General features: G+C 58.7%; 18 protein-coding genes and 1 riboswitch. Of the genes, 16 read left to right on the top strand and 2 right to left on the bottom strand.

Translation table 11 applies throughout. From position 1 onward, the window contains the following. Window positions 1-69 precede the first annotated feature (69 nt). The 5 genes from FIL88_RS09875 (at window position 70) to FIL88_RS09855 (ending at window position 5,338) form a co-directional block, all read left to right on the top strand. The gene (locus FIL88_RS09875) at window positions 70-1,785 is read left to right on the top strand and encodes an NAD(P)H-dependent oxidoreductase subunit E (protein ID WP_142853686.1); all 1,716 of its coding nucleotides are present in this window, start codon (window positions 70-72) and stop codon (window positions 1,783-1,785) included. 110 nt (window positions 1,786-1,895) lie between these two features. Next, window positions 1,896-2,543 carry a lysoplasmalogenase gene (locus FIL88_RS09870; protein WP_142853685.1) on the top strand — a complete coding sequence of 216 codons (648 nt, stop codon included), beginning with the start codon at window positions 1,896-1,898 and terminating at the stop codon, window positions 2,541-2,543. A gap of 67 nt (window positions 2,544-2,610) precedes the next feature. Then, window positions 2,611-3,816 (top strand): signal recognition particle-docking protein FtsY, encoded by a 1,206-nt coding sequence (gene ftsY / locus FIL88_RS09865; protein ID WP_142853684.1) that lies wholly within the window; start codon window positions 2,611-2,613, stop codon window positions 3,814-3,816. A gap of 6 nt (window positions 3,817-3,822) precedes the next feature. Then, entirely contained in the window at window positions 3,823-4,725 is a 903-nt protein-coding gene (locus tag FIL88_RS09860) for an EamA family transporter (protein WP_142853683.1), read from the top strand. 10 nt (window positions 4,726-4,735) lie between these two features. Further along, a complete protein-coding gene (locus FIL88_RS09855; protein ID WP_142853682.1) occupies window positions 4,736-5,338 on the top strand; it encodes an inner membrane-spanning protein YciB in 603 nt (200 codons plus the stop codon). Window positions 5,339-5,445: 107 nt separating this feature from the next. Here the strand turns inward: FIL88_RS09855 and FIL88_RS09850 are convergent, their stop codons facing one another. Next, window positions 5,446-6,147 carry a glutathione S-transferase N-terminal domain-containing protein gene (locus tag FIL88_RS09850; RefSeq protein WP_142853681.1) on the bottom strand — a complete coding sequence of 234 codons (702 nt, stop codon included), beginning with the start codon at window positions 6,145-6,147 and terminating at the stop codon, window positions 5,446-5,448. Between the two features lie 121 nt (window positions 6,148-6,268). Next, window positions 6,269-6,347, top strand: a riboswitch (SAM riboswitch). A gap of 65 nt (window positions 6,348-6,412) precedes the next feature. Between FIL88_RS09850 and metZ the strand changes: the two genes are divergently transcribed. From metZ to FIL88_RS09830, 4 genes are all read left to right on the top strand, one after another. Beyond that, a complete protein-coding gene (gene metZ / locus FIL88_RS09845) occupies window positions 6,413-7,591 on the top strand; it encodes an O-succinylhomoserine sulfhydrylase (protein WP_142853680.1) in 1,179 nt (392 codons plus the stop codon). A gap of 85 nt (window positions 7,592-7,676) precedes the next feature. Next, a complete protein-coding gene (gene folE2 / locus FIL88_RS09840; protein ID WP_142853679.1) occupies window positions 7,677-8,783 on the top strand; it encodes a GTP cyclohydrolase FolE2 in 1,107 nt (368 codons plus the stop codon). A 107-nt stretch (window positions 8,784-8,890) separates the two neighbouring features. Beyond that, window positions 8,891-9,118, top strand: a complete 228-nt coding sequence (locus tag FIL88_RS09835; RefSeq protein ID WP_142853678.1) for a DUF1127 domain-containing protein — start codon at window positions 8,891-8,893, stop codon at window positions 9,116-9,118. A 58-nt stretch (window positions 9,119-9,176) separates the two neighbouring features. Beyond that, the gene (locus tag FIL88_RS09830; protein ID WP_142853677.1) at window positions 9,177-10,625 is read left to right on the top strand and encodes a TrkH family potassium uptake protein; all 1,449 of its coding nucleotides are present in this window, start codon (window positions 9,177-9,179) and stop codon (window positions 10,623-10,625) included. A gap of 69 nt (window positions 10,626-10,694) precedes the next feature. Here FIL88_RS09830 and FIL88_RS09825 read toward each other — a convergent pair whose 3' ends face one another. Next, window positions 10,695-12,524, bottom strand: a complete 1,830-nt coding sequence (locus tag FIL88_RS09825; protein WP_142853676.1) for a trypsin-like peptidase domain-containing protein — start codon at window positions 12,522-12,524, stop codon at window positions 10,695-10,697. 214 nt (window positions 12,525-12,738) lie between these two features. Between FIL88_RS09825 and FIL88_RS09820 the strand changes: the two genes are divergently transcribed. The 7 genes from FIL88_RS09820 (at window position 12,739) to folP (ending at window position 21,809) form a co-directional block, all read left to right on the top strand. Further along, window positions 12,739-13,683: a glycine--tRNA ligase subunit alpha gene (locus FIL88_RS09820; RefSeq protein ID WP_142853675.1), complete on the top strand. Its 945-nt coding sequence runs from the start codon at window positions 12,739-12,741 to the stop codon at window positions 13,681-13,683. Between the two features lie 26 nt (window positions 13,684-13,709). Further along, entirely contained in the window at window positions 13,710-14,147 is a 438-nt protein-coding gene (locus FIL88_RS09815; RefSeq protein WP_246066677.1) for a DUF6446 family protein, read from the top strand. Between the two features lie 5 nt (window positions 14,148-14,152). Further along, window positions 14,153-16,378, top strand: a complete 2,226-nt coding sequence (gene glyS / locus FIL88_RS09810) for a glycine--tRNA ligase subunit beta (RefSeq protein ID WP_142853673.1) — start codon at window positions 14,153-14,155, stop codon at window positions 16,376-16,378. A 129-nt stretch (window positions 16,379-16,507) separates the two neighbouring features. Beyond that, entirely contained in the window at window positions 16,508-19,093 is a 2,586-nt protein-coding gene (locus FIL88_RS09805; protein WP_142853818.1) for a putative PEP-binding protein, read from the top strand. A gap of 74 nt (window positions 19,094-19,167) precedes the next feature. After that, entirely contained in the window at window positions 19,168-19,818 is a 651-nt protein-coding gene (locus FIL88_RS09800) for a cell wall hydrolase (RefSeq protein WP_142853672.1), read from the top strand. A gap of 90 nt (window positions 19,819-19,908) precedes the next feature. Continuing rightward, entirely contained in the window at window positions 19,909-20,808 is a 900-nt protein-coding gene (locus FIL88_RS09795; RefSeq protein WP_246066676.1) for a dihydroneopterin aldolase, read from the top strand. Beyond that, complete coding sequence (gene folP / locus FIL88_RS09790) at window positions 20,805-21,809, top strand: dihydropteroate synthase (protein ID WP_142853670.1); 1,005 nt, start codon at window positions 20,805-20,807, stop codon at window positions 21,807-21,809. The genes FIL88_RS09795 and folP overlap by 4 nt, the downstream gene beginning before the upstream one ends. The last annotated feature ends 15 nt before the right edge of the window (window positions 21,810-21,824 follow it).

The raw sequence follows: 21,824 nt of genomic DNA, 5'->3' as shown, positions 1-21,824 counted from the left end.
AAATCATGTTCTGCGCAATCCGTCGTGGGTGTGTCGTTTTTGAATGGCGCGTCTTTTGAGGCGGACGGTATGATATTCTTGTGCTTCAAGGGGAACATCATGGCGCTGGACGAGAAAAAAGGCATCTGGAAATCGGGCAAAGGCAAAGGGCGCCGGACGCCCAAGGGCCGTCAGCTGAATATGGATGCGCTGGAGCGTGTGCAGGCGCTGTTGGGTGACCGACCGCGTCGGCGGGACCTGCTGATCGAGTTCCTGCACCTGATTCAGGATGAATACGGCCACCTGTCGGCCGATCATATCCGCGCACTGGCGCAGGAAATGGGTACTGGGCAGGCCGAGATTTACGAAGTCGCCAGCTTCTATGCCCATTTCGATGTGGTGAAAGAAGGCGAAACCCCACCGCCCGCGCTGATCATCCGGGTCTGTGATTCCCTGTCATGCGAGCTTGCCGGTGCCGAGGCGTTGCAAAAGGCACTTGAAGACGGATTGGATGCCTCAGAGGTACGCGTCGTGCGTGCGCCCTGCATGGGCCGTTGCGATACTGCGCCGGTTCTGGAACTGGGCCACAACCACATTGATCACGCCACGTTTGACAAAACCGTAGCTGCGATCCAATCGGATGACACTCACGCCCATATCCCCGACTATCAGGATCTGGCAGCCTATCAAGCTGAAGGCGGCTACGCCAAACTGGCCGAGCTGCGCGATGGTGGTGACTGGAAGGACGTGCAGGAAACCGTTCTGAGTGCTGGTCTGCGTGGCCTTGGTGGTGCGGGTTTCCCGTCGGGCACCAAATGGGGTTTTGTGCGCGCCAATGAAGGTCCGCGCTATTTGGCCGTGAACGGCGACGAAGGCGAGCCCGGCACCTTCAAAGACCGCTACTATCTAGAGCGTACCCCGCACTTGATGCTGGAAGGCATGCTGATCGCCGCTTGGGCGGTCGAGGCTGAGACCTGCTTTATCTATATGCGCGACGAATACCCTGCTGTGCTGGAAATTCTGCGTTGCGAGATTGCGGCGCTGGAAGGCGCTGGCATCGTGGAACCCGGCTATATCGATCTGCGCCGGGGCGCGGGTGCCTATATCTGCGGCGAAGAAAGCGCGATGATCGAATCGATTGAAGGCAAGCGTGGCGAACCACGCCACCGCCCGCCCTTTGTGGCGCAGGTCGGTATCTTCAATCGCCCGACCTTGGTGCACAACGTCGAAACCTTGCTGTGGGTTGCGCGCATCATGCGCGAAGGGCCGGAAATTCTGACCTCGGTCGAGAAGAATGGCCGCAAAGGTCTGCGCTCGTATTCCGTATCCGGCCGCGTGGCCAATCCGGGCGTACATCTTTTGCCCGCAGGCTCGACCATCACCGATATTATCGAAGCCTGTGGTGGCATGGCAGAGGGCCACAGCTTCAAAGCCTATCAACCGGGCGGTCCTTCCTCGGGTCTTCTGCCTGCGTCGATGGCCGACATCCCGCTGGATTTCGACACGCTGCAGCCGCATGGCACCTTTATCGGCTCGGCCGCCGTTGTGGTCCTGTCCGACAAGGACAGCGCGAAAGAGGCCGCGCTGAACATGTTGCGCTTCTTCGAGGATGAAAGCTGCGGTCAGTGTACCCCTTGCCGCGTCGGTTGCGAGAAAGCTGTGAAGCTGATGCAGGCGGATAAGTGGGATCAAGATCTGCTGGAAGAGCTAAGCCAGACCATGGTTGATGCGTCGATCTGTGGTTTGGGGCAGGCTGCGCCGAACCCGATCCGACTGACCATGAAGCACTTCCCGAACGAAGTCTGATCTTCCAATTGCGGTTACGTCAAGCTTGACCCGCGCGTCATGCGCGGGTTGGCTGGGCGCGTGTTGGCGGTGGTCAACGCGTCGTTAACTGACTTGGACTACGCAAAGATATGGCCCAACTGCCCCTTATCCTTGGTCTGCTGATCTCGCTGGCCTATTTCCCGCTGACATCGCGCGCGCCCACATGGCCGCGCTCGATCATCAAGACCCTGCCGCTTCTGGCTTTCTCGCTGGCGGCCTATCTGGGGGGGGGATCCGCCTATTTGGTCGCCGGATTGTTTCTGTCGGCCCTTGGCGATTTCGGCCTGTCACGCGACGGGGACGGCCCGTTTCTGTACGGCCTGTCCGCCTTCGCCTTGGCGCATCTGCTGTACATCCTGCATTTTCTGGGCCTGTCTGGTGCCCCGATCTACGAGGCGTTCTCGACCGCAACCATTCCAGCACTTGTGCTGGTTGGTCTGATGGTCTCGACCGAGCTGTGGCTGGCGACCCATACGGGGCATTTGCAATGGCCGGTGCGGATCTATGTGATCATCATTGGCGTGATGGGACTGACCGCTCTGGCTCTGCCCTTAGGTTGGACGGTGATTGGCGCAGGGCTGTTCATCATCTCGGACGTTATTCTGGCCATCAGCCTGTTTCGGATGTCAGACACCTATCACCACCGACTGAAAGCGGGCTATGCGATCTGGGGCTTCTATATCACTGGGCAGGTGCTGATCCTTCTGGGTGGAATTGCGCCCCCCACGATCAGTTAGTCTGCCCCCTTCCATCCGCCCTCAATGTACCTTACTTGGAAAGCAAAGGGACTATGGGGGCGCTCGCATGGCATTCTTCTCGAAACTGAAGGACCGGTTGTTCAAATCGTCGTCGAAGCTTGAAGAAGGGCTTGAGGCGATCGTCGATGACGGCGGCGAGGAAGAGCTGATCGAGGCCAACGAGCCCGCGGTAGAGGCGAATGCCACCGCCGAGACGCCGGACCCCGCGCCTGTTGACGTACCCGTTTCTGTCGAAGATGCAGTGCCTGAGCCTGAGCCTGAGCCTGAGCCTGAGCCTGAGCCTGTTGCCGTCGTTGAAACGCCGATTAAAGTCTCGCCGGAACCGGTTGATGCGCTTGTTGACCCCGCGCCTCAGGACACTGCGAAACCCGGTCTTTTGGGCCGTATGCTTGGGCGTCGCGAAGCACAGAAGGTCGTGCGTCGGACCGTTGACGACGATATGCTGGAAAGCCTTGAGGACCTGATGATTACCTCGGATATGGGCGTCGACACCGCAATGCGTGTGACCGCCAATATCTCGGAACGGTATCTGGGCAAAAGGCTTTCTGTGGATGAGATCAAGGCCGTGCTGGCCGAGGAAGTCACACGGATCATGGAGCCCGTGGCCGTGCCGCTTCCGCTTTATCCAAAACGCCCTCAGGTCGTTTTGATTGTCGGCGTCAATGGTGCAGGCAAAACCACCACCATCGGGAAGCTGGCCAGTCAGTTTACTACCGCCGGTAAGAAGGTCGTGATTGCGGCGGGCGATACGTTCCGTGCCGCTGCGGTCGAGCAGCTGCAGGTTTGGGGTGACCGCGCCGGCGTGCCGGTGCTGACCGCGCCCGAAGGATCAGACCCCGCATCGTTGGCGTTTGATGCGATGACGCAGGCGGAAGCGGACGGCGCCGACCTGTTGATGATCGACACGGCGGGACGTCTGCAAAACCGTTCGGACCTGATGGAAGAGCTGGCCAAGATTGTCCGCGTCATCAAGAAGAAAGACGATACCGCGCCGCATAATACACTTCTGGTTCTGGACGCGACGACGGGCCAGAACGCGTTGTCTCAAGTCGGTACGTTCCAGGATCTCGCGGATGTGTCGGGCCTTGTGATGACCAAGTTGGACGGCACCGCAAAGGGGGGCGTCTTGGTGGCGCTTGCCGACAAGTACGCACTTCCGATCCATGCGATTGGCGTGGGAGAGCAAATCGACGATCTGGCCCCCTTCGATCCCGAAGAATTTGCCCGCGCGCTGATCGGCATCACGGACTGATCCGGGATGAGCGCTTGGCTCACCTCGCTCGAGGGGACGGCGGATGGGCGGACGCTCGCGCTGATCCTCGCTCTTTCGGCGGCTTTTCTGCACGCACTTTTTGGTGCGCTTCAAAAGGGACGCCATGATCCGTGGCTGTCGCGTGGCGCGATTGATTTCAGCTATGGCCTGATCGCCGCGCCTTTTGCGCTGTTTGTGGTTCCGTGGCCTGAACCGCATATGTGGCCGATCTTCGCCGTCGTTTGGCTGATCCACGTGGGCTACAAGCTGGCGCAAAGCTATACCTATGTGCTTGGATCTTACACCGTCGTTTACCCTGTGGTGCGCGGTACCGGCCCGCTGTTCACGGTGATCGGCGCCGGGTTTCTGTTCGGAGAGACGTTCACCTTGATCCAATGGGGTGGCGTGCTGACCCTTGTTGCCGGGATATTCGCGCTTGCCGCCTATAACCTGCGCCACTGGCCGCTTGGCCGTGACAAACTGAAACCCGCGCTCGCGATGGCTGTTCTGACGGGGGGCTTTGTCGCAGCCTATACGACCTATGACGCCTATGGCATCCGGGCAACGGCGGACCCGTTTACCTTCCTTGCGTGGTTCTTTTTTATCGACGGGTTCTTCATGCCAGTCATCGCAGCCCTTAGATACAGGGGAATGGCCGCGCGTCCTGCACTTTCCCCCTTGATGGGGCGCGGCATTTTGGGGGCGTTTGTGGCGTTTGCCAGTTTCGGCTCGATCATGTTGGCCACACGGCTGGACAGCGTTGGCGAAGCAGCAGTGTTGCGCGAAACCTCGACGGTGTTTGCGGCCCTGATCGGCTGGATCGTGCTGGGCGAAAAGGTGGGCCCGCGCCGATTGGTGATGATGGCTTTGATCGCGGCAGGTGCCGTGCTAGTGGAAATGGGCGGATGAAGGAGACCCCATGTCAGAGAAACAGGTAAATCCCGCCCTGCGTGGCGCATTGGAATATGGACCAATCATCCTGTTCTTCGCGGCCTACACGTTCCTAAAAGACCAGAGCTTTATGGTTGCAGGCACCGAGTATTCGGGTTTTGTTGCCGTCACAGCTATGTTTATCCCGGTTCTGGTCGTGACCACGCTGGCCATGTGGAAACTGACCGGCCATCTGTCGAAAATGCAGATTGTGACGCTTGTTCTGGTTGTCGGCTTCGGCGGGTTGTCGATCTGGTTCAATGACGAACGGTTTTTCAAGATGAAGCCCACCATGATCTATCTGCTGTTTGCAGGCCTTCTGGGCTTTGGCTTGATGCGGGGCGAAAGTTATCTTGAGGCGGTTATGGACAAAGCCCTGCCGTTAGAGCGCGAGGGTTGGATGCTTCTGACCAAGAGGCTTGCAATCTTCTTCCTGCTGCTCGCCGTCGCGAATGAGGCGATCTGGCGCATGATGTCGACCGATGCGTGGGTGAACTTCAAAACGTTTGGTCTGCCCGCAGCCACGTTCGGATTTTTCATGTCGCAGGCCGGCTTGTTCAAACGGTTCGGAAGCGACGAAGAGATCTCCTGACTTTTTCTTGTCTGAAATATCCCGGGGGAAGCGCTTGCCGGACGGCGAGCGCTGGGGGCAGAGCCCCCCAGGCTCACACTGTGAGCCACCCGGTACCATGAGCGCGCTTAGCGCTTGAACAGAAGGTCCTGCGCCTTTCGGTCATCTTCTAAATTGCTGCGATTATCGGCCGCCACGGCGCGACCACGCTGAACGGCAGGGCGTGCGCCGACCTCGTCCAGCCAGCGCGTTAAGTTCGGCTTGTCGCTAAGGTCCTGCTGCTGACCTTCCCACAACGATGCCCAGCCCCAGCAGGCCATATCCGCAATTGAATAGAAATTGCCTGCCAGATAGCGGTTCCCCGCCAGACGCCGATCCATGACACCGTAAAGACGGGCCACTTCGGCCCGATACCGGTCTTTGGCATAGGGCAGATCCTGCGGCGGATCCATTGCGGGGGCATATTTCAGGAAGTGATGCGCCTGACCGGCCATCGGCCCCAGCCCTCCCATTTGCCACATCAGCCATTCTTCGACGGCCACGCGATCACGTTCAGTTTCGCCATAGAACTGTCCGGTCTTACGGGCGAGGTATTGCAGGATTGCCCCGCTCTCGAACACCGAAATGGGGGCGCCATCTGGCCCGTCCGGATCGACAATCGCGGGCATCCGGTTATTCGGTGCGATCTTCAGAAACCCGGGCGCAAACTGGTCGCCCGCGCCAATGTTGATCAGCTTCACCTCATAAGGCAGGCCCATCTCTTCCAATACGATCGAGATTTTCCAGCCGTTAGGTGTCGGCCAATAGTAAAGTTCAATGGGGTTGGACATCGTGTTTCCTTTCGCGTCCTTCAGAACATGGCATTCCTCCGCGAAATGGCAAGCATGCAGTTTTCACGATGTGGCGAGCCTTTCTTTGGTGGCTCTTGACGCCTTAGTTTGCAGGCGCTAGGGCTATGCCCGAGGCGATTTGTCCACCGGATTGCGGGCCTCGTAAAACATTCTGCTAAAGAGGTCAGGGTAGACGGGGCATCCCGTGCTGTAATCCCCCGACGCTCGCTGCGGTGGGGGTTTTTTTGTGCGAAAGGAACGCGCGATGACAAAATGGGGTAAACGCACCGAAGCCGTGCATGGTGGTGTACGTCGCAGCCAGTATAATGAGCTGTCCGAGGCCATGTTCATGACGCAGGCTTTTGTTTATCCGACGGCGGAAGCTGCCGAGCAGCGCTTTATCGAAAGCGGCCCGGACGAGTTCATCTATGCACGCTATGGCAACCCGACCAACCGTATGTTTGAAGACCGTATTGCGGCGATGGAAGGCACGGAAGACGCGTTCGCCTGTGCGTCCGGCATGGCTGCGGTGAACGGTGCGCTGATGGCGCTGACGCAGGCAGGCGATCACGTTGTGTCTTCGCGCGCGCTGTTTGGCTCGTGTCTTTATGTGCTCGAAGATATTCTGGGTCGGTTCGGCGTGGAAATCACGCTGGTTGACGGCACCGACAATCAGGCGTGGGAAAACGCGATCCGTCCGGACACCAAAGTTGTTTTCCTTGAAGCGATCTCGAACCCGACGCTTGAAGTGATCGACTTGGCCCATGTGGTAAAGCTGGCCCATGCGAACGGTGCTCTGGTCGTGGTGGACAACGCCATGCCGACACCGATCTTTTCCTATGCGACGGAAATGGGCGCCGATCTTGTGGTCTATTCAACGACCAAGCACGTTGATGGCCAAGGCCGCATGTTGGGTGGCGCCATCTGTGGTTCACGCGAGCTGATCCGTGGCCCGATCGAGACCTATGTCAAACACACTGGCGGCGCGATCAATCCTTTCGCCGCGTGGACCCATCTGAAAGCGCTGGAAACGCTGGACTTGCGCGTGCGTGCGCAGGCGGATGCTGCGCTGAAAGTGACCGATGCGCTGCAGGGTCATCCGAAATTGTCGCGTATCAGCTATCCGACCCATCCGTCGCACCCGCAATACGACATCGCAATCCAGCAGGCGCCCTCGGGCGGGACAGTGCTGGCCATCGAGGTGGATGGCGGCAAAGAGGCCTGTTTCCGCTTCCTGAACGCGCTTCGGATCTTCACGATCTCGAACAACTTCGCGGATGCCAAATCCATCGCGACCCATCCGGCGACCACGACCCACCAGCGCCTTCCGCAAGACCAGAAAGATATGCTGGGCATCTCGGATGGTTTGGTGCGCCTGTCGATCGGGCTTGAAGACGTCGACGATCTGATCGCGGATCTTTCGAACGGCTTGGACGCAGCCTGATCTGTCGCATTTCGCCCATCGCGTTTGGCGTTTATGTGTCAAATGACTATGTTATAGGCGTGCGGCAGCAGGATGGGGGTTCGCTATGAACCAAATGAAGCGCAAGGGCGGGGACGCGGTGGATACCGCGCAGGCACAGGATGCTCTTGAAGTTTTGCGCAACTGGGCTGCCAAGGCGGACCCGGTGGAAGTGGCCGCGCTGGACCCGGCCATTGCGCGTCTTCTGCCATCAGCCGATCTTCCGAACTATCCTGAACTCAGCCGAATCTATCCGGACGATTTTGCGCCGGATGCGGATTACAAGGCGTCGATGCCAGACCTGCAGAACGGCCCCGCCAGCCTGATCCAAGGGGCGAAGCGGCACATCCAGCACGTCGGCATTTCCAATTTCCGTCTGCCCATCCGCTATCACACGCGTGACGGATCGGACGTCACACTGGAAACCGCTGTCACCGGGACAGTCAGTCTTGAGGCCGGCAAGAAGGGCATCAACATGTCGCGCATCATGCGCAGCTTCTATGGCCATGCTGAAAAGACCTTCAGCTTTGATGTGATCGAAGCCGCGCTGGACGATTACAAGACGGATCTGGAAAGCTTGGACGCGCGGATCGAAATGCGCTTTTCCTATCCTGCACGGGTGGAAAGCCTGCGCTCGGGCCTGTCTGGCTATCAGTATTACGACATTGCGTTGGAGCTGGTTGAGCACCGTGGTAAGCGCCGAAAGTTCATCCATCTGGACTATGTGTACAGCTCGACTTGCCCCTGTTCGCTGGAGCTGTCTGAGCACGCACGCCAAATGCGCGGGCAGTTGGCCACGCCGCATTCGCAGCGCTCGGTCGCGCGGATCTCGGTTGAGAAGATCCATCAGCCCACCGGCACGCTTTGGTTTGAAGATCTGATTGATCTGTGCCGCATCGCTGTTCCCACTGAAACGCAGGTAATGGTCAAGCGTGAAGACGAACAGGCCTTTGCCGAGCTGAACGCCGCAAATCCGATTTTCGTGGAAGACGCCGCGCGCCTGTTCTGCGAGCAATTGCAGCAGGATGACCGGATCGGAGATTTCCGCATCGTCGCCAGCCATCAGGAAAGCCTGCATAGTCATGACGCCGTGTCGATTTTGATCGAAGGCGACACGTTCGAAGCGGAAAGCTTTGATCCGAAGCTGTTCTCGACCCTGTTTCACGTCGGCTGATACCTCGCGCATAGCAGGGTTGTGGAATTTGCAATTGTTGTGTCAGGGATGCTTACCTAAATTGGCAAGCAGGGAGGAAACCTAATAGCTTTTTCAAGAGGTTTCCAATGGCTACGCAAACAACGACCATCCAAGCTCCGGCATTTTCACTGGGTTCGGCTCTCCGCACGTTTTTCGCGGCATTCGGCCGCGCCATGATCGCTGCAGGTGAAAACTCGTCGCGTATGCGTCAAGTTGATGCTCTGCGGTCCATGAGTGACGACGAACTGGCGAAGCTTGGCTTGAAGCGCGATGACATCGTCCGCCATGTGTTCAAGGATTTGATGTACGTCTAAGCCGCGACGACACTAACGACGCTTGACACCGCAGGCGCAGGGGGCCAACCCTGCGATTATGTTGGATTTGCGACCAGTTATCTATGTTATCGGGCTTCTTGTCGCCGTTCTTGGGGTCACGATGTTGATCCCTGTTGTGGTTGACCTTCTGGATAGCAATCCGGATTGGCAGGTCTTTCTGCAAAGTGCGATGGTGACCATGCTAATCGGTGGATCGATGGCCCTGTCGACGGCTAACGGCGTCGGCAAGGGGCTGACGATTCAGCAGACCTTCCTTCTGACCACCGGGGTGTGGGTCGCTCTGCCAATCTTCGGCGCGCTGCCCTTTGCTTTGGGCGAGCTGGACGCCCGCCCGGTGGACGCGTTTTTCGAAGCCATGTCAGGTCTGACCACCACCGGGTCAACCGTTCTGTCGGGCCTGGATGATCTTCCCAAGGGACTTTTGTTCTGGCGTGGGCTTTTGCAGTGGTTTGGCGGCATCGGCATCATTGTTGTGGCAATGGTATTTCTGCCGGAACTGCGCGTTGGCGGCATGCAAATCTTCCGGTCCGAGGGCTTTGATACGTTTGGGAAAATCCTGCCCCGCGCGACCGAGATCTCGTCACGTATCTCGGTCATCTATTTCACACTGACAGCGCTGTGCGCGTTGGTGTATTTTTCGCTGGGCATGGGTTTTTTCGATGCAATCACCCATGCCATGACGACCATCGCGACAGGTGGGTATGCTAATTATGATGCCTCGTTCGGTGCGTTTGGGGCAGGGGCGGAATACGCCGCCGTTGTGTTCATGCTTTTGGCGGCACTTCCTTTTGTGCGCTATGTTCAGATCCTTCAGGGCACAGCGCGCCCGTTGTTGCACGACCCGCAGGTGCGCGCATTTTTCATGACGCTGGTGGTGATCGTGCTGATCATGGCGCTGTGGCGTTGGCTGGCTGCCGGGCAGTTCAGCGAAGAAGCCTTGCGCAAAACTCTGTTCAACCTGACGTCGATCCTGACGGGCACCGGCTATGCCTCGCAAGACTATATGCTGTGGGGCGGCTTCCCGGTGGTAATGTTCTTTTTCGTCGGTCTGATCGGCGGATGCGCTGGATCGACCGCCTGTTCCATCAAGATCTTCCGCTATCAGCTTTTGTTGTCATCGATCAAAGCGCAGATCCAGTCGATCCATTCCCCCCACGGCATTTTTACGCCCCGCTATGGCGGTCGCCGTGTGGATGAAGAGGTTCTGTCCTCGGTCATGGGGTTTTTTGTGTTCTTTGTTGCGACCTTGGGGGTGACCGCCGTAGCGCTTGGCTTGACCGGGCTGGACTTTACCACATCTATTTCTGGAGCAGCGGCAGCTTTGGCGAATATCGGCCCGGGCTTAGGCGACCAGATCGGGCCTGCCGGAAATTTCTCGGGGCTAAGCGACACCGCCAAGTGGATACTGATCGCGGCGATGCTGATCGGACGGCTCGAGCTGTTGGCCGTTTTCGTCTTGTTTACGGTGACGTTCTGGCGGGGTTGACGCTTTGCTGAACAAAAAAGGCCCGGTGCAACATGCCCGAGCCTTTGTGTATCTGACGTTAGGGGGCGCTCAGTTCCAGCAGCTGACCAGTACCGTCATGTCGGCGGCTTTCATGTTCAGTTCGACCGGATCGACCGATGCAACGCTGTCCGTGGTGCTGGCCGTGATGCCATGGGCGGACAGGAATGCGGCGACCGTGTTCGCATCCGTTGCAAAGCTGGTGTCCGCTGGAAGGGTTCGGCTATTTGTGCCCCTTGCGGGCAACAGCATACCCATGACCGATCCGCTGGTGCTCAGAACCGGTCCGCCCGCATCTCCGGGTAGGGCGGCAAGCGTCAGACGTGTCAGCTCGCTTTCGCCGTTCAGGCCAGTCAATTCCGAGAGCGTGCCGAAAGTCAGGCTGGGCGCGCTGAGACGCCCCTCGTACGAGAAGCCTGCAACGGCCACGTCAGATTTCAAACGCGGCTCGGCGTTTACAAAAGATGCGAACGCGATCGGAGCTTGGGCCGATGCCGGTTCCAGAAGGGCAAGACCCAGTGCCTCGTCCGAGGCGATGACATTCGCATCAAACGCGTCATTGACCGACACGCGGGCGCAGGACTGAACGGCCTCGGTGGTGGTCAGGATATGGCCCTTGTTGTCGACATAGAAGCCCGAGCGGGACAGGTCAGGCGTGCGAATTTCAAGGCCCGACAAAAGATCTAAGCTTTGTGTGGACGCGTCCAGCCCAGCGTCGTCAGCTAGTGCTTGTTCGCCGAGTGACGAAAAGCTTGCCCGCATATCGCCAAGCGCCAGAGCCCGACGTTTGTCGTCGCCTTTGGGCCAGACCAGCGTGAAGCCTTTTACGGTGCCATCCAGAAGTTTGACCTGCGTGAACGAGCTGATCTTGTCGTTCTCACCTTCGATGGTGAACCCGTTCTTGCCACGCTCGCGCGGCCCACCGGTGGGGACGATCTCGAGCGTTTGCAGGATGTCATAGAGACCAAACAGAGTGTTCTGATCGCCGGTCTGGCTGATCATAACAAGCTGCACATCGCTGCCATCTTTGGTTTTGAAGTGCACAAAGGGTGCTTCATAGCGGTCGAATTCAACCATACCTGCGGGGATGGCCATCGAGATGCCTGCGGTCTGGTCCTCGTACGGGGCCATGCCAAGGACAGCCAATACAGATTGATAATTGTCCATAAGCACAGCGCGCTGCCTAGTGGTCAGAATGCCGGTCGGCTCGTAGCCGTAGTCGGTTTGCCACGCGGCCATAGACCGCCGGGTGCCCGGGCCGAACGCACCGTCGATGGTCGAGGTATAGTAGCCCTCCCATTGCAGCGCGACTTGAAGTGCTTTGCGCGCGTCCCGATCCAGTGCGCGTTCGCTGACTTGCGCCTCGCGTTTGGTTTCGTCAGGTAGCCCGACGACCGCTTCTGTTGACGTGGTCGGGGCAACCGCAACCGGTTCGGGCTGGGGGGCTTCCTGCGTCTGTGCAGGTGCCTCGACCGGGGCGACGTTTAGGCTGGAGGCTCCAACAGGCCAATATTGCTGACGGAGCTGGTTCGAGAACGCGATGAAGCTGTCGGCGGGAATAAGGCCTGCACTTTTTAGGTTGCGCAGTTGCAGTTCAGCCGCGCTTTCGGTGTAGGGCCCAAGAACGATTGCATACCAATTACTGCCCAGTCGGAACCCGTTTACGCCTTCAAGCCGGCCAGCATAGGCACGTGCACGCGCCTCGGCTTCACGCAAGGTTGGTTGTGCCTCGACCTGGATCCAGCGCACCGACTGTGCGTTCGATACTTGCTGTGCCATGGCGGGCTGTGCGGCAACAAAGGCGGTGACGCTGGTGGCCGCGACCGTTGATACTGCAGGAAGAAGGCCGGTGGCCAATGCAAAGGCAAATTGTTTGGTCATGGATCCTCGTGGCCATAAAGGCGAAATTGTCTGAATTTCGCGCAAGTAACACATCGGCCCCCTGCTAGGTCAATATCGCGGTGCCGCCTTTCGGAAATTAATAGGTTCATGGGGCGGGAAAACCCAACCCTTTGGGCCGTTTCCCGCGTTGACCCTTACACACCCAACGCCTATTGAGTGGCAGACTTTGCAAAAACCAGCTCAGGGCAGCGCCATGGCCAAGACCGACACGAAACCAAAGTGCTTTCAGGACATCATCCTGCGGCTTCAGAATTACTGGGCACAGCAAGGCTGCGCGGTGATGCAACCCTATGACATGGAAGTCGGCGCAGGCACATTCCACCCGGCAACCACATTGCGATCGCTGGGAACGCAACCGTGGGCCACAGCATATGTACAGCCGTCGCGCCGCCCGACGGATGGTCGCTATGGCGAGAACCCGAACCGCCTGCAGCATTACTATCAGTTCCAAACATTGATCAAACCCAGCCCGCCCAATTTGCAAGAGCTGTATCTTGGGTCTTTGGAAGCGATCGGCATCGATATGGATATACATGATATCCGTTTCGTCGAGGACGACTGGGAAAGCCCCACGCTGGGCGCCTGGGGGCTGGGCTGGGAGGTCTGGTGCGACGGGATGGAAGTCAGCCAGTTCACCTATTTCCAGCAGGTCGGCGGCCACGATTGTAAACCAGTCTCGGGCGAGCTGACATACGGTCTGGAGCGTCTGGCCATGTATGTGCTGGGCGTCGATCACGTGATGGACATGCCCTATAACGATCCGCAAACACCGATTGCGCTGACTTATGGTGACGTGTTCAAGCAGACCGAAGAAGAATACGCGCGCTGGAATTTCGACGTGGCCAACACGGATGTTCTGCTACGCCATTTCGAAGAGGCCGAGGCCGAATGTCAGGCGATCCTCGCGCAAGAGCATGTGGATCCCAAAACGGGTAAGCGGATCATCATGGCGCACCCGGCCTATGACCAGTGCATCAAGGCCTCGCACCTGTTCAACCTTCTGGATGCGCGTGGCGTAATCTCGGTCACCGAGCGTCAGGCCTATATCGGGCGCGTGCGTACTTTGGCCAAACTCTGTGCCGATGCCTTTGTTCAAACCAGCGCCGGTGGCTGGACCGCCGAAGGGGACGCGGCGTGAGCGGCCGTCTGGTAGGGATATTTATAGTGGGAATTGCCCTTGTTGCTGGCGCTGCGATCTATTGGTTGCAGCTTTACGCCTTCTACGACGAAGTCTCGGCCGAGGATGGCGTTCGGATGACCAATCTGGTGACCGGACAGCCTGAAATCGTGCTGTATGACAGCTTTGAAGGGATCGACGCCGACAGCTCTCCCCTGCGCTATCGCAGCTGTTTCACCACCACGATGAGCCTTGCCATGCTCACCGAAACTTTCGAGCCCTACGAAAGAGCCACCCCTTTGACCGCCCCCGGTTGGTTTGACTGCTTCGACGCGACAGCCATTGGCGCTGCGCTTGAGAATGGCGAGGCACTGGCCTTTCTGGGCGAACGCAACATCCGTGACGGGGTCGACCGCGTGGTCGCAATCTTCCCCGATGGCCGCGGCTATGCCTGGCACCAGCTGAACGAAAAATATAGCGAGTAAGCACCATGCCTGACCTGCTGATTGAACTCTTTTCCGAAGAAATCCCGGCGCGCATGCAAGTGCGGGCGGCCGAGGACCTGAAAAAACTGCTGACCGATGGACTGGTCGAGGCTGGCCTGACCTATGCGGGCGCCGCTTCCCTGTCGACGCCGCGCCGCCTGACGCTGGCGGTCGAAGGCTTGCTGGCGCAATCGCCTGACACGCGCGAAGAGCGTAAAGGCCCTAAAGTGGGTGCGCCGGACAAGGCCATCGAAGGTTTCCTGCGCGGTGCAGGCGTGGCCCGCGAGCAACTGGAAGAGCGTGATACCCCCAAAGGCCCGGTCTATTTCGCCACCATTGAAAAGCAGGGGCGTCCGGCCGCTGACATCATCGCCGAGGTGCTGGAAGCTGCCATTCGCAACTTCCCATGGCCCAAGTCGATGCGTTGGGGCACCGGCAGCCTGCGTTGGGTGCGTCCGCTGCATTCGATCCTGTGCATCCTGTCGGACGAGGCAGGTGCTTCGGTGGTGCCGCTCAACATTGACGGGATTAAATCCGGCGACACGACACAGGGCCACCGGTTCATGTCGAAAGGGGCAATTTCCGTCACCGGGTTCGACGACTACGAGGCCAAGCTGAAAGCCGCAAAGGTGATCCTGTCGCCGTCCGAGCGTGCCGATCACATCTGGGCCGAAGCCCAGAACGCCGCCTTTGCCCAAGGGCTGGAAATCGTTGACGACAAAGGCCTGCTGGCCGAAGTCGCCGGTCTGGTCGAATGGCCCGTTGTGCTGATGGGCGACATTGCGGATGATTTCATCAACCTGCCGCCCGAGGTGCTTCAGACCTCGATGCGCGAGCACCAGAAGTTCTTCTCGGTCAAGAACCCGAAAACCGACCGGATCGAAAAATTCATCACTGTCGCCAATATTGAAACCGCCGATAATGGCGCGACCATTTTGGCCGGGAACCAGAAAGTGCTGTTTGCCCGTCTGGCAGACGCCAAGTTCTTCTGGGAAAATGACATTCGCGTTGCCGAAGCTGGCGGCCAGCCATGGCTGGACAGCCTGAGCAACGTGACATTCCACAACAAGCTGGGTACAGAATCTGATCGGATTGAGCGTATCGCCGCCATGGCCAGCGCTCTGGCGCCTGCCGTATCTGCTGATGCTGATCTGACCCAAAAAGCTGCTCGCTGGGCCAAGGCTGATCTTTCCTCGGAAATGGTCTATGAATTTCCAGAGCTTCAGGGCTTGATGGGCAAATACTATGCGGGTCCCGCCGGCCACCCGGTCGAGGTTGCGAATGCAGCCAGCGAACATCGCTCGCCGCTTGGTCCGTCCGATGACGTGCCGTCCGCACCCGTGTCTGTTGCCGTCGCGTTGGCTGACAAGCTGGACACGCTGACGGGCTTCTGGGCGATTGACGAGAAGCCAACCGGCTCGAAAGACCCGTTTGCGCTGCGTCGTGCGGCTTTGGGTGTCATCCGGCTGGTACTGGACAACGGATTGCGCATCGAGCTGGATAAATTGTTTGACGCGCAACTGCTGCGGCACGAAATCGCGCTGAACGAAAACGGAGATGTCCGTACAGCTTTGCTGCGCGATTTGGACAATGAAATTGCAGATCACGGTGTGTTCGGCGCCGCCATTCGCACAATCTTGGATCACTTTGATGGCGATTTGTCCAAACATCTGGAAGCGGTTAAAGAAAGCCTGCCGGATACGTCCAGCGATCTTTTGGGCTTCTTCCACGACCGCCTCAAAGTCTACCTCAAAGACAAAGGCATCCGTCACGACGTGATCGACGCCTGCCTTGCGATGCCCGGAAATGATGACCTGACGCTGCTGGTGAAACGGGCCGAGGCGCTGGCCACCTTCCTGTCCACCGACGACGGCGAGAACTTGATCCAAGGCGTGAAGCGCGCCTCCAACATCCTGACGCAAGCCGAAGAAAAAGACGGGGTTGAATACTCCTATGGTGCGGATGTGAAATTCGCGGAAGATGACAGCGAAAAGGCGCTTTTCGCAGCCCTTGACGCAGCCGAGGCCGCCATCACCCCCGCGATGAAGGCCGAGGATTTCGCCACCGCCATGACCGCTATGGCCGCCCTGCGCGCGCCGATTGATGCCTTCTTTGAAGCCGTGCAGATCAACGCGGACAATCAGGTCATTCGGCGCAACCGCCTGAACCTGCTATCACGCATCCGCACGATCACGTCCGGCGTGGCTCACCTGTCCAAGATCGAAGGCTAACCGCTTTTTCTTGTCGAAAATATCCCGGGGGAGCCTGAATTCCCCCGGAAATCAGGCGGGGGCAGCGCCCCCATCCCTGTATCCATCCGCACTGAGCATGTAACCCTTGTGTGACAGATGATCCGCGTTATGGTGTGGGTGAAAGGCGGTGCTGCAGTGCAGAAAAATCGAGATTTGGGCTTCACGGAAATCACCCCAACGGCGGCGATTGACACCGCGCGTCATGGCGGGCGGGCGAAGTGCCTGCAACGGCTGATCCGGCTGGACATGCCAGTTCCGCGTACGGTGGCACTGGATTTTGATGCGGTACACGGCGTGTCTGCCGGGGATCTGCCCGATTTGGGCGCGATGCTTGCATTATTTGGCGACGATCCGCTGGTCTCGGTTCGCCCGTCTTCGGAAGACCCTGACTGGGGCGGGCCGGGTGCCATTTTGAACATCGGCATGAATGACAAGGTTCATGCACGCCTGATTGAATCCCATGGCGAAACGGCGGCAAACGCACTCTATCTGCGTTTCATCCAATCCTATGCGGTCAATGTCGGGCGTCTGGACCCGGACGAATTCGACGCACTGACGACGCCCACCGCGGATACGCTGCGCGAAGCGTTGGACCTGTACGAAGAAGAGACCGACGAATATTTCCCTCAAGACCCTGCCGAGCAGCTGCGTGAGATCCTGCGTTCGATGGCGCGCGCATGGGAGGGCACAACTGCGCGCCTGCTGCGTCAGGCCAAAGGTGCGCCTGCTGATGCAGGGCTTGGGCTTGTGGTGCAGAAGATGGTGCTGGGCGTCGGGCAAGGGATTTGCGGTTCAGGGGTCATTCAGTTTGTGAACGGCACCACCGGGCACCGTGAAATCCGCGGACGCTATCTGTGCAAAAGCCAAGGGCGCGACGCGCTGGCGGATGCTGAAGATCGTGACGTCATGTATCTGACCAAGGATCCGCGTGGCCGTTCGATCGAAGAGGTTCTGCCCCAGAATTTCGCAGACCTCGTCCGGTACGGAGAATTTTGCCGCGCCCGGCTGCGCGAAGAGATGGTGATCGAATTCACCATTGAAAACGAAGAGCTGTTCATTCTGGATGCTGTGCGCGTCCCGCGGTCCGAGCGTGCAAATGTGCGCATTGCGGTTGGGCTTGCCAAGGACGAGATAATCAGCCGGGAAGATGCCGTGTTGCGCATCCCGCCCCGCGCATTGACCGAGTTGCTTCACAATCAGATTGATCCCGAAGGCGCACGCGACCATTTCGTCACAGGCATCGCCGCCAGCCCGGGTGCGGCAACTGGCAAGATCGTATTCAGCGCTCGCGCTGCTCAGACGCTCGCTGCACAGGGTGAAAATTGTATTATGGTACGCCGTGAAACCAGCCCAGAGGATATCCGTGGGATGCACGCTGCCAACGGTATCCTAACCATTCGCGGCGGAATCACCAGCCATGCAGCGGTGATTGCGCGCGGGCTGGGTCTGCCTTGCGTGGTCGGTGCGGGCGATTTGATTTTGGACAAGCGAAAGGGACGCGTGCAGACCGCAGATGGCCGAACTCTGCGCGAAGGCGATGTGATCACGATTGATGGCAGCACCGGCGAGGCCCTTGTAGGTGGTGTCGATATGCTGCCACCGGAATTGGGGGAAAGCTTCCAGACCCTGATGACATGGGCCGATGATCTGCGCGATATCGGCGTGCGCGCGAATGCGGATACGCCGCCGGATGCGCGTAATGCCCGGATGTTTGCCGCCGAAGGGATTGGCCTTTGCCGGACCGAGCACATGTTCATTGATGACGACCGCCTTTTGGCCATGCGCGAGATGATCTTTGCCGATCACACCGACGACCGGCGTGCGGCGCTTGACCGCCTGCTTCCGATGCAACGCGCGGATTTCACCGAGCTGTTTGAGATCATGCAGGGGCAACCTGTCTGCATCCGCCTGTTTGACCCACCCTTGCACGAATTCTTGCCCCATGGGCGCGAAGGTCTGCGTGAATTGGCCGAGGCATTGGATCTGCCGATGAAAGACGTCGAACGCCGTGTGGCGGGCCTGCGTGAGTTCAATCCGATGCTGGGTATGCGGGGAGTGCGTTTGGGCGTAACCGTCCCCGAGATCTATGACATGCAAGCGCGTGCAATTTTCGAGGCGACGATCGAGGCGTCAAAGTCTGGCGACCCGGTGGTGCCCGAAGTGATGATCCCTCTGGTCTCGGCCAAGCGCGAGGTCGAGATCGTCAAAGCACGTGTCGATGCGGTCGCTGCGGCGGTTCGGATCGAGCAAGGGGCAGATTTCAACTATCGACTGGGCGTCATGGTGGAAACTCCCCGCGCGGCGTTGCGGGCCGGCGAAATTGCGCAACACGCGGCCTTCATGTCTTTCGGTACGAATGACCTGACCCAGATGACATATGGCCTGTCGCGCGATGATGCGGGGCGGTTCATGGGCGAATATGTGGCGCAGGGGGTCTATGACGAAGACCCGTTCCACATGCTGGACGCGGATGGCGTGGGCGAGTTGCTTCAGATGGGTGCGGAACGCGGCAGGGCCGAGAATTCTGACCTGACCCTTTCTATCTGTGGCGAACATGGGGGCAATCCAGAAAGCATCCGTTTCTGCCGCGATGCAGGGTTTGACTATGTGTCGTGTTCGCCGTTCAGGGTGCCAGTGGCACGTTTGGCGGCGGCGCATTTGGCGATCACATCTCCGAAACCTTCTGAAACCTAGTTGGTGCGAGGGGTAGACGTAAGGGCGACAAGTACCTAAGTGTCCCGACGCAATTGTCTGGGAAGTATTGTTCGATGCGTATCAAGTGGAAACCTCAACTATGTGCCTTTGTCGTCATTGTCGTGGGGGTGGTCGCGCCTCTTCAAGCATCTGAATCCGACATCGCTCCGAACCCATTCCGCGACGCGCTGCTGCAGGAGCATTTTGGCCTTGGCGTGATGGGTGGCGAGAAACTGAACGCGATTTCGATACTTCCCAAAGTTTCGGACGAGGCTGCGAATGGGTTTGAACGCTCGGTTGCTTGGCTGACAGCACAACCCGCACCTACACAAGATGCTGAACTTAAGTGCCTTGCGGAAGCTCTCTATTTCGAAGCGCGGGGCGAGACCATCGAGGGGCAGTTCGCCGTGGCCGAGGTCATTTTGAACCGTGTGGACCATGTTCGTTTCCCAGGCACTATTTGTGGTGTAATCAATCAAGGGACGGGCAAGCGATACGCTTGTCAGTTTACCTATACTTGTGATGGACGTGCCGAAGTGATCCGCGAACATGCCATTTATGACCGCCTGAGCCGCATTGCGCGCGCAATGATAGATGGTGCGCCGCGCGATCTGACCGATGGCGCAACGCATTACCACACCACTGCAGTATCACCCCGCTGGGCGCGCAGCTTCCAGAAAACCGCGTCGATTGGGGTGCACCGGTTTTACCGGATGCCTGGCTAAAGACGCCTGATCACGCCGATCCGTCGCTTTACGCTGGCGTTTCGCGGCGTGTTCAAGGCATGGTCCGGCTAAGTTCAAAGGGGACATGTGATGACCGACGCCAGCTTGGCTTTTTCTGATCTTGAGGCGCGCGCGCGGGCTATGGCCGGCGATGTGCCAGCAGACCGTATTTCGGTGCGTGATCACGTGGTTGACGTGGAAATTGGCGCCTTTCAGGCCGAGCGTGGCGTGACGCAGCGCTTAAGCTTCAGTGTTGTTGTCGAGGTCTCGGATCATGGCGGTGCCCAGACGGATGACGTGGATGACATCCTGTCCTACGACACAATTACCGAAGCTATCATGGCCGAGCTTGATGCGGAACGTCTGAACCTGCTGGAAACGCTGGCGGAACGGATTGCGCAACGGTTGCTGCACGCGCCGCAACCGCAGCGCGTGTTCGTACGGATCGAAAAGCTGGATCGCGGCCCCGGAAAACTAGGGGTCGAGATCGTGCGCGACCGGTCCGGTCAATCGGGCACGGCTGGGACAGATGATACGCCCGCTCCGATTTTAACTTTTCTGTCATCGACTGCCCTGAAGTCGCATGGGTTGGGGACATTCCTTGATCAACTGGAACAAGACGGCGTGCCAACCATTTTGGTGGTCGATGCCGATCTGCCCACTGCGACAGACAGCTGGCCCGCCCGAAACATTGCACTTTTGCAGGCGGATCAGGCAGCGTGGCGACTGGCGGCTGACGACGCGCGTTCTGTGCCCGTAGGAACGCGGACAGAGCTGGACTGGGGCCTGAAAAATGGGCAGCTCAGCGTGTGGGCGCCATCAAAGATGGTGCTGGATGCGGTGGACGCCCCCGTATCGACCGATCTTGCGGACCTGACGCTTTGGTTTGCGCAACAGGTTGACGCCTGCCAGATTCTTTGGGTGGGCTGTCCGGCGCGCGATATTCCCGGTATCTCGTCACAATCTGTGATGTTGGAGGATCTACTATGACCCGGCGCATTCAACCGATCGCCCGTTCAGGACGGCCGTTTTCTGGCCATAAACTCTGTGGCAATCGCAGTCTGTGGTTTGACCAGGCCCTTGAACGCCAGCGCGGAGGGGCAGAGACGATTGTCGATCTGTCAGATCTTGAAGACGCAGCGATCACCCGCCTAAGCGCACCACGCCCAACGCTGTGCGGGCTGACCATGGATCAGCCGCGCCTGATGGGCATTCTGAATGTCACACCTGACAGTTTTTCGGATGGCGGCGAACTGGATACGATCGAGGCCGCAGTCACCCGCGCACGTCAGATGGCGGGCGATACGGATATTCTGGACATCGGTGGGGAAAGCACCCGTCCGGGCGCCGAAGAGGTTGATGTTCAAGAAGAAATCCGCCGAACTGCCCCCGTGATCGAAGCGATCCGCGCGGCGGGGGTGAACACGCCGATCTCGATCGATACGCGGAAGGCTCGTGTGGCAGAGGCTGCGTTGGATGCGGGCGCGGATATCGTGAATGACGTGTCGGCATTTACCTTCGATCCCGAGCTTGCAGACCTTGTGGCCGAACGCGACGTGCCCGTTTGCCTGATGCATTCGCAGGGGCGACCCGAGGATATGCAGAACGATCCGCGCTATGACGATGTGCTGTTCGATGTGATGGATTATCTGGAAGAACGCATCACCTTTGCCGAGGGTAAAGGCATCAAGCGCGAGCGGATTATCACCGATCCCGGCATCGGTTTTGGTAAGACTCTGGAACACAATGTGACTTTGCTGCGTAACCTGTCACTGCTACATGATCTGGGTCTTCCGGTGCTGTTGGGTGTCTCGCGCAAGCGGTTCATTGGCACGATCGGGCAGGCCGAAGTGGCCCGTGATCGGGTCGCCGGATCCGTGGCCGTTGCGATGCACGGCATTGCGCAAGGCATGCAGATTTTGCGGGTCCATGACACATTTGAAACACGGCAGGCGTTGCTTCTTCATGCAGCCATGACCGATAAAAAGTAAGAACGAGGGCAGCAG

Origin of the sequence: Aliiroseovarius halocynthiae (assembly GCF_007004645.1) — a bacterium.
Lineage (GTDB): Bacteria > Pseudomonadota > Alphaproteobacteria > Rhodobacterales > Rhodobacteraceae > Aliiroseovarius > Aliiroseovarius halocynthiae.
This window is presented reverse-complemented; position numbering and strand designations above follow the sequence as displayed.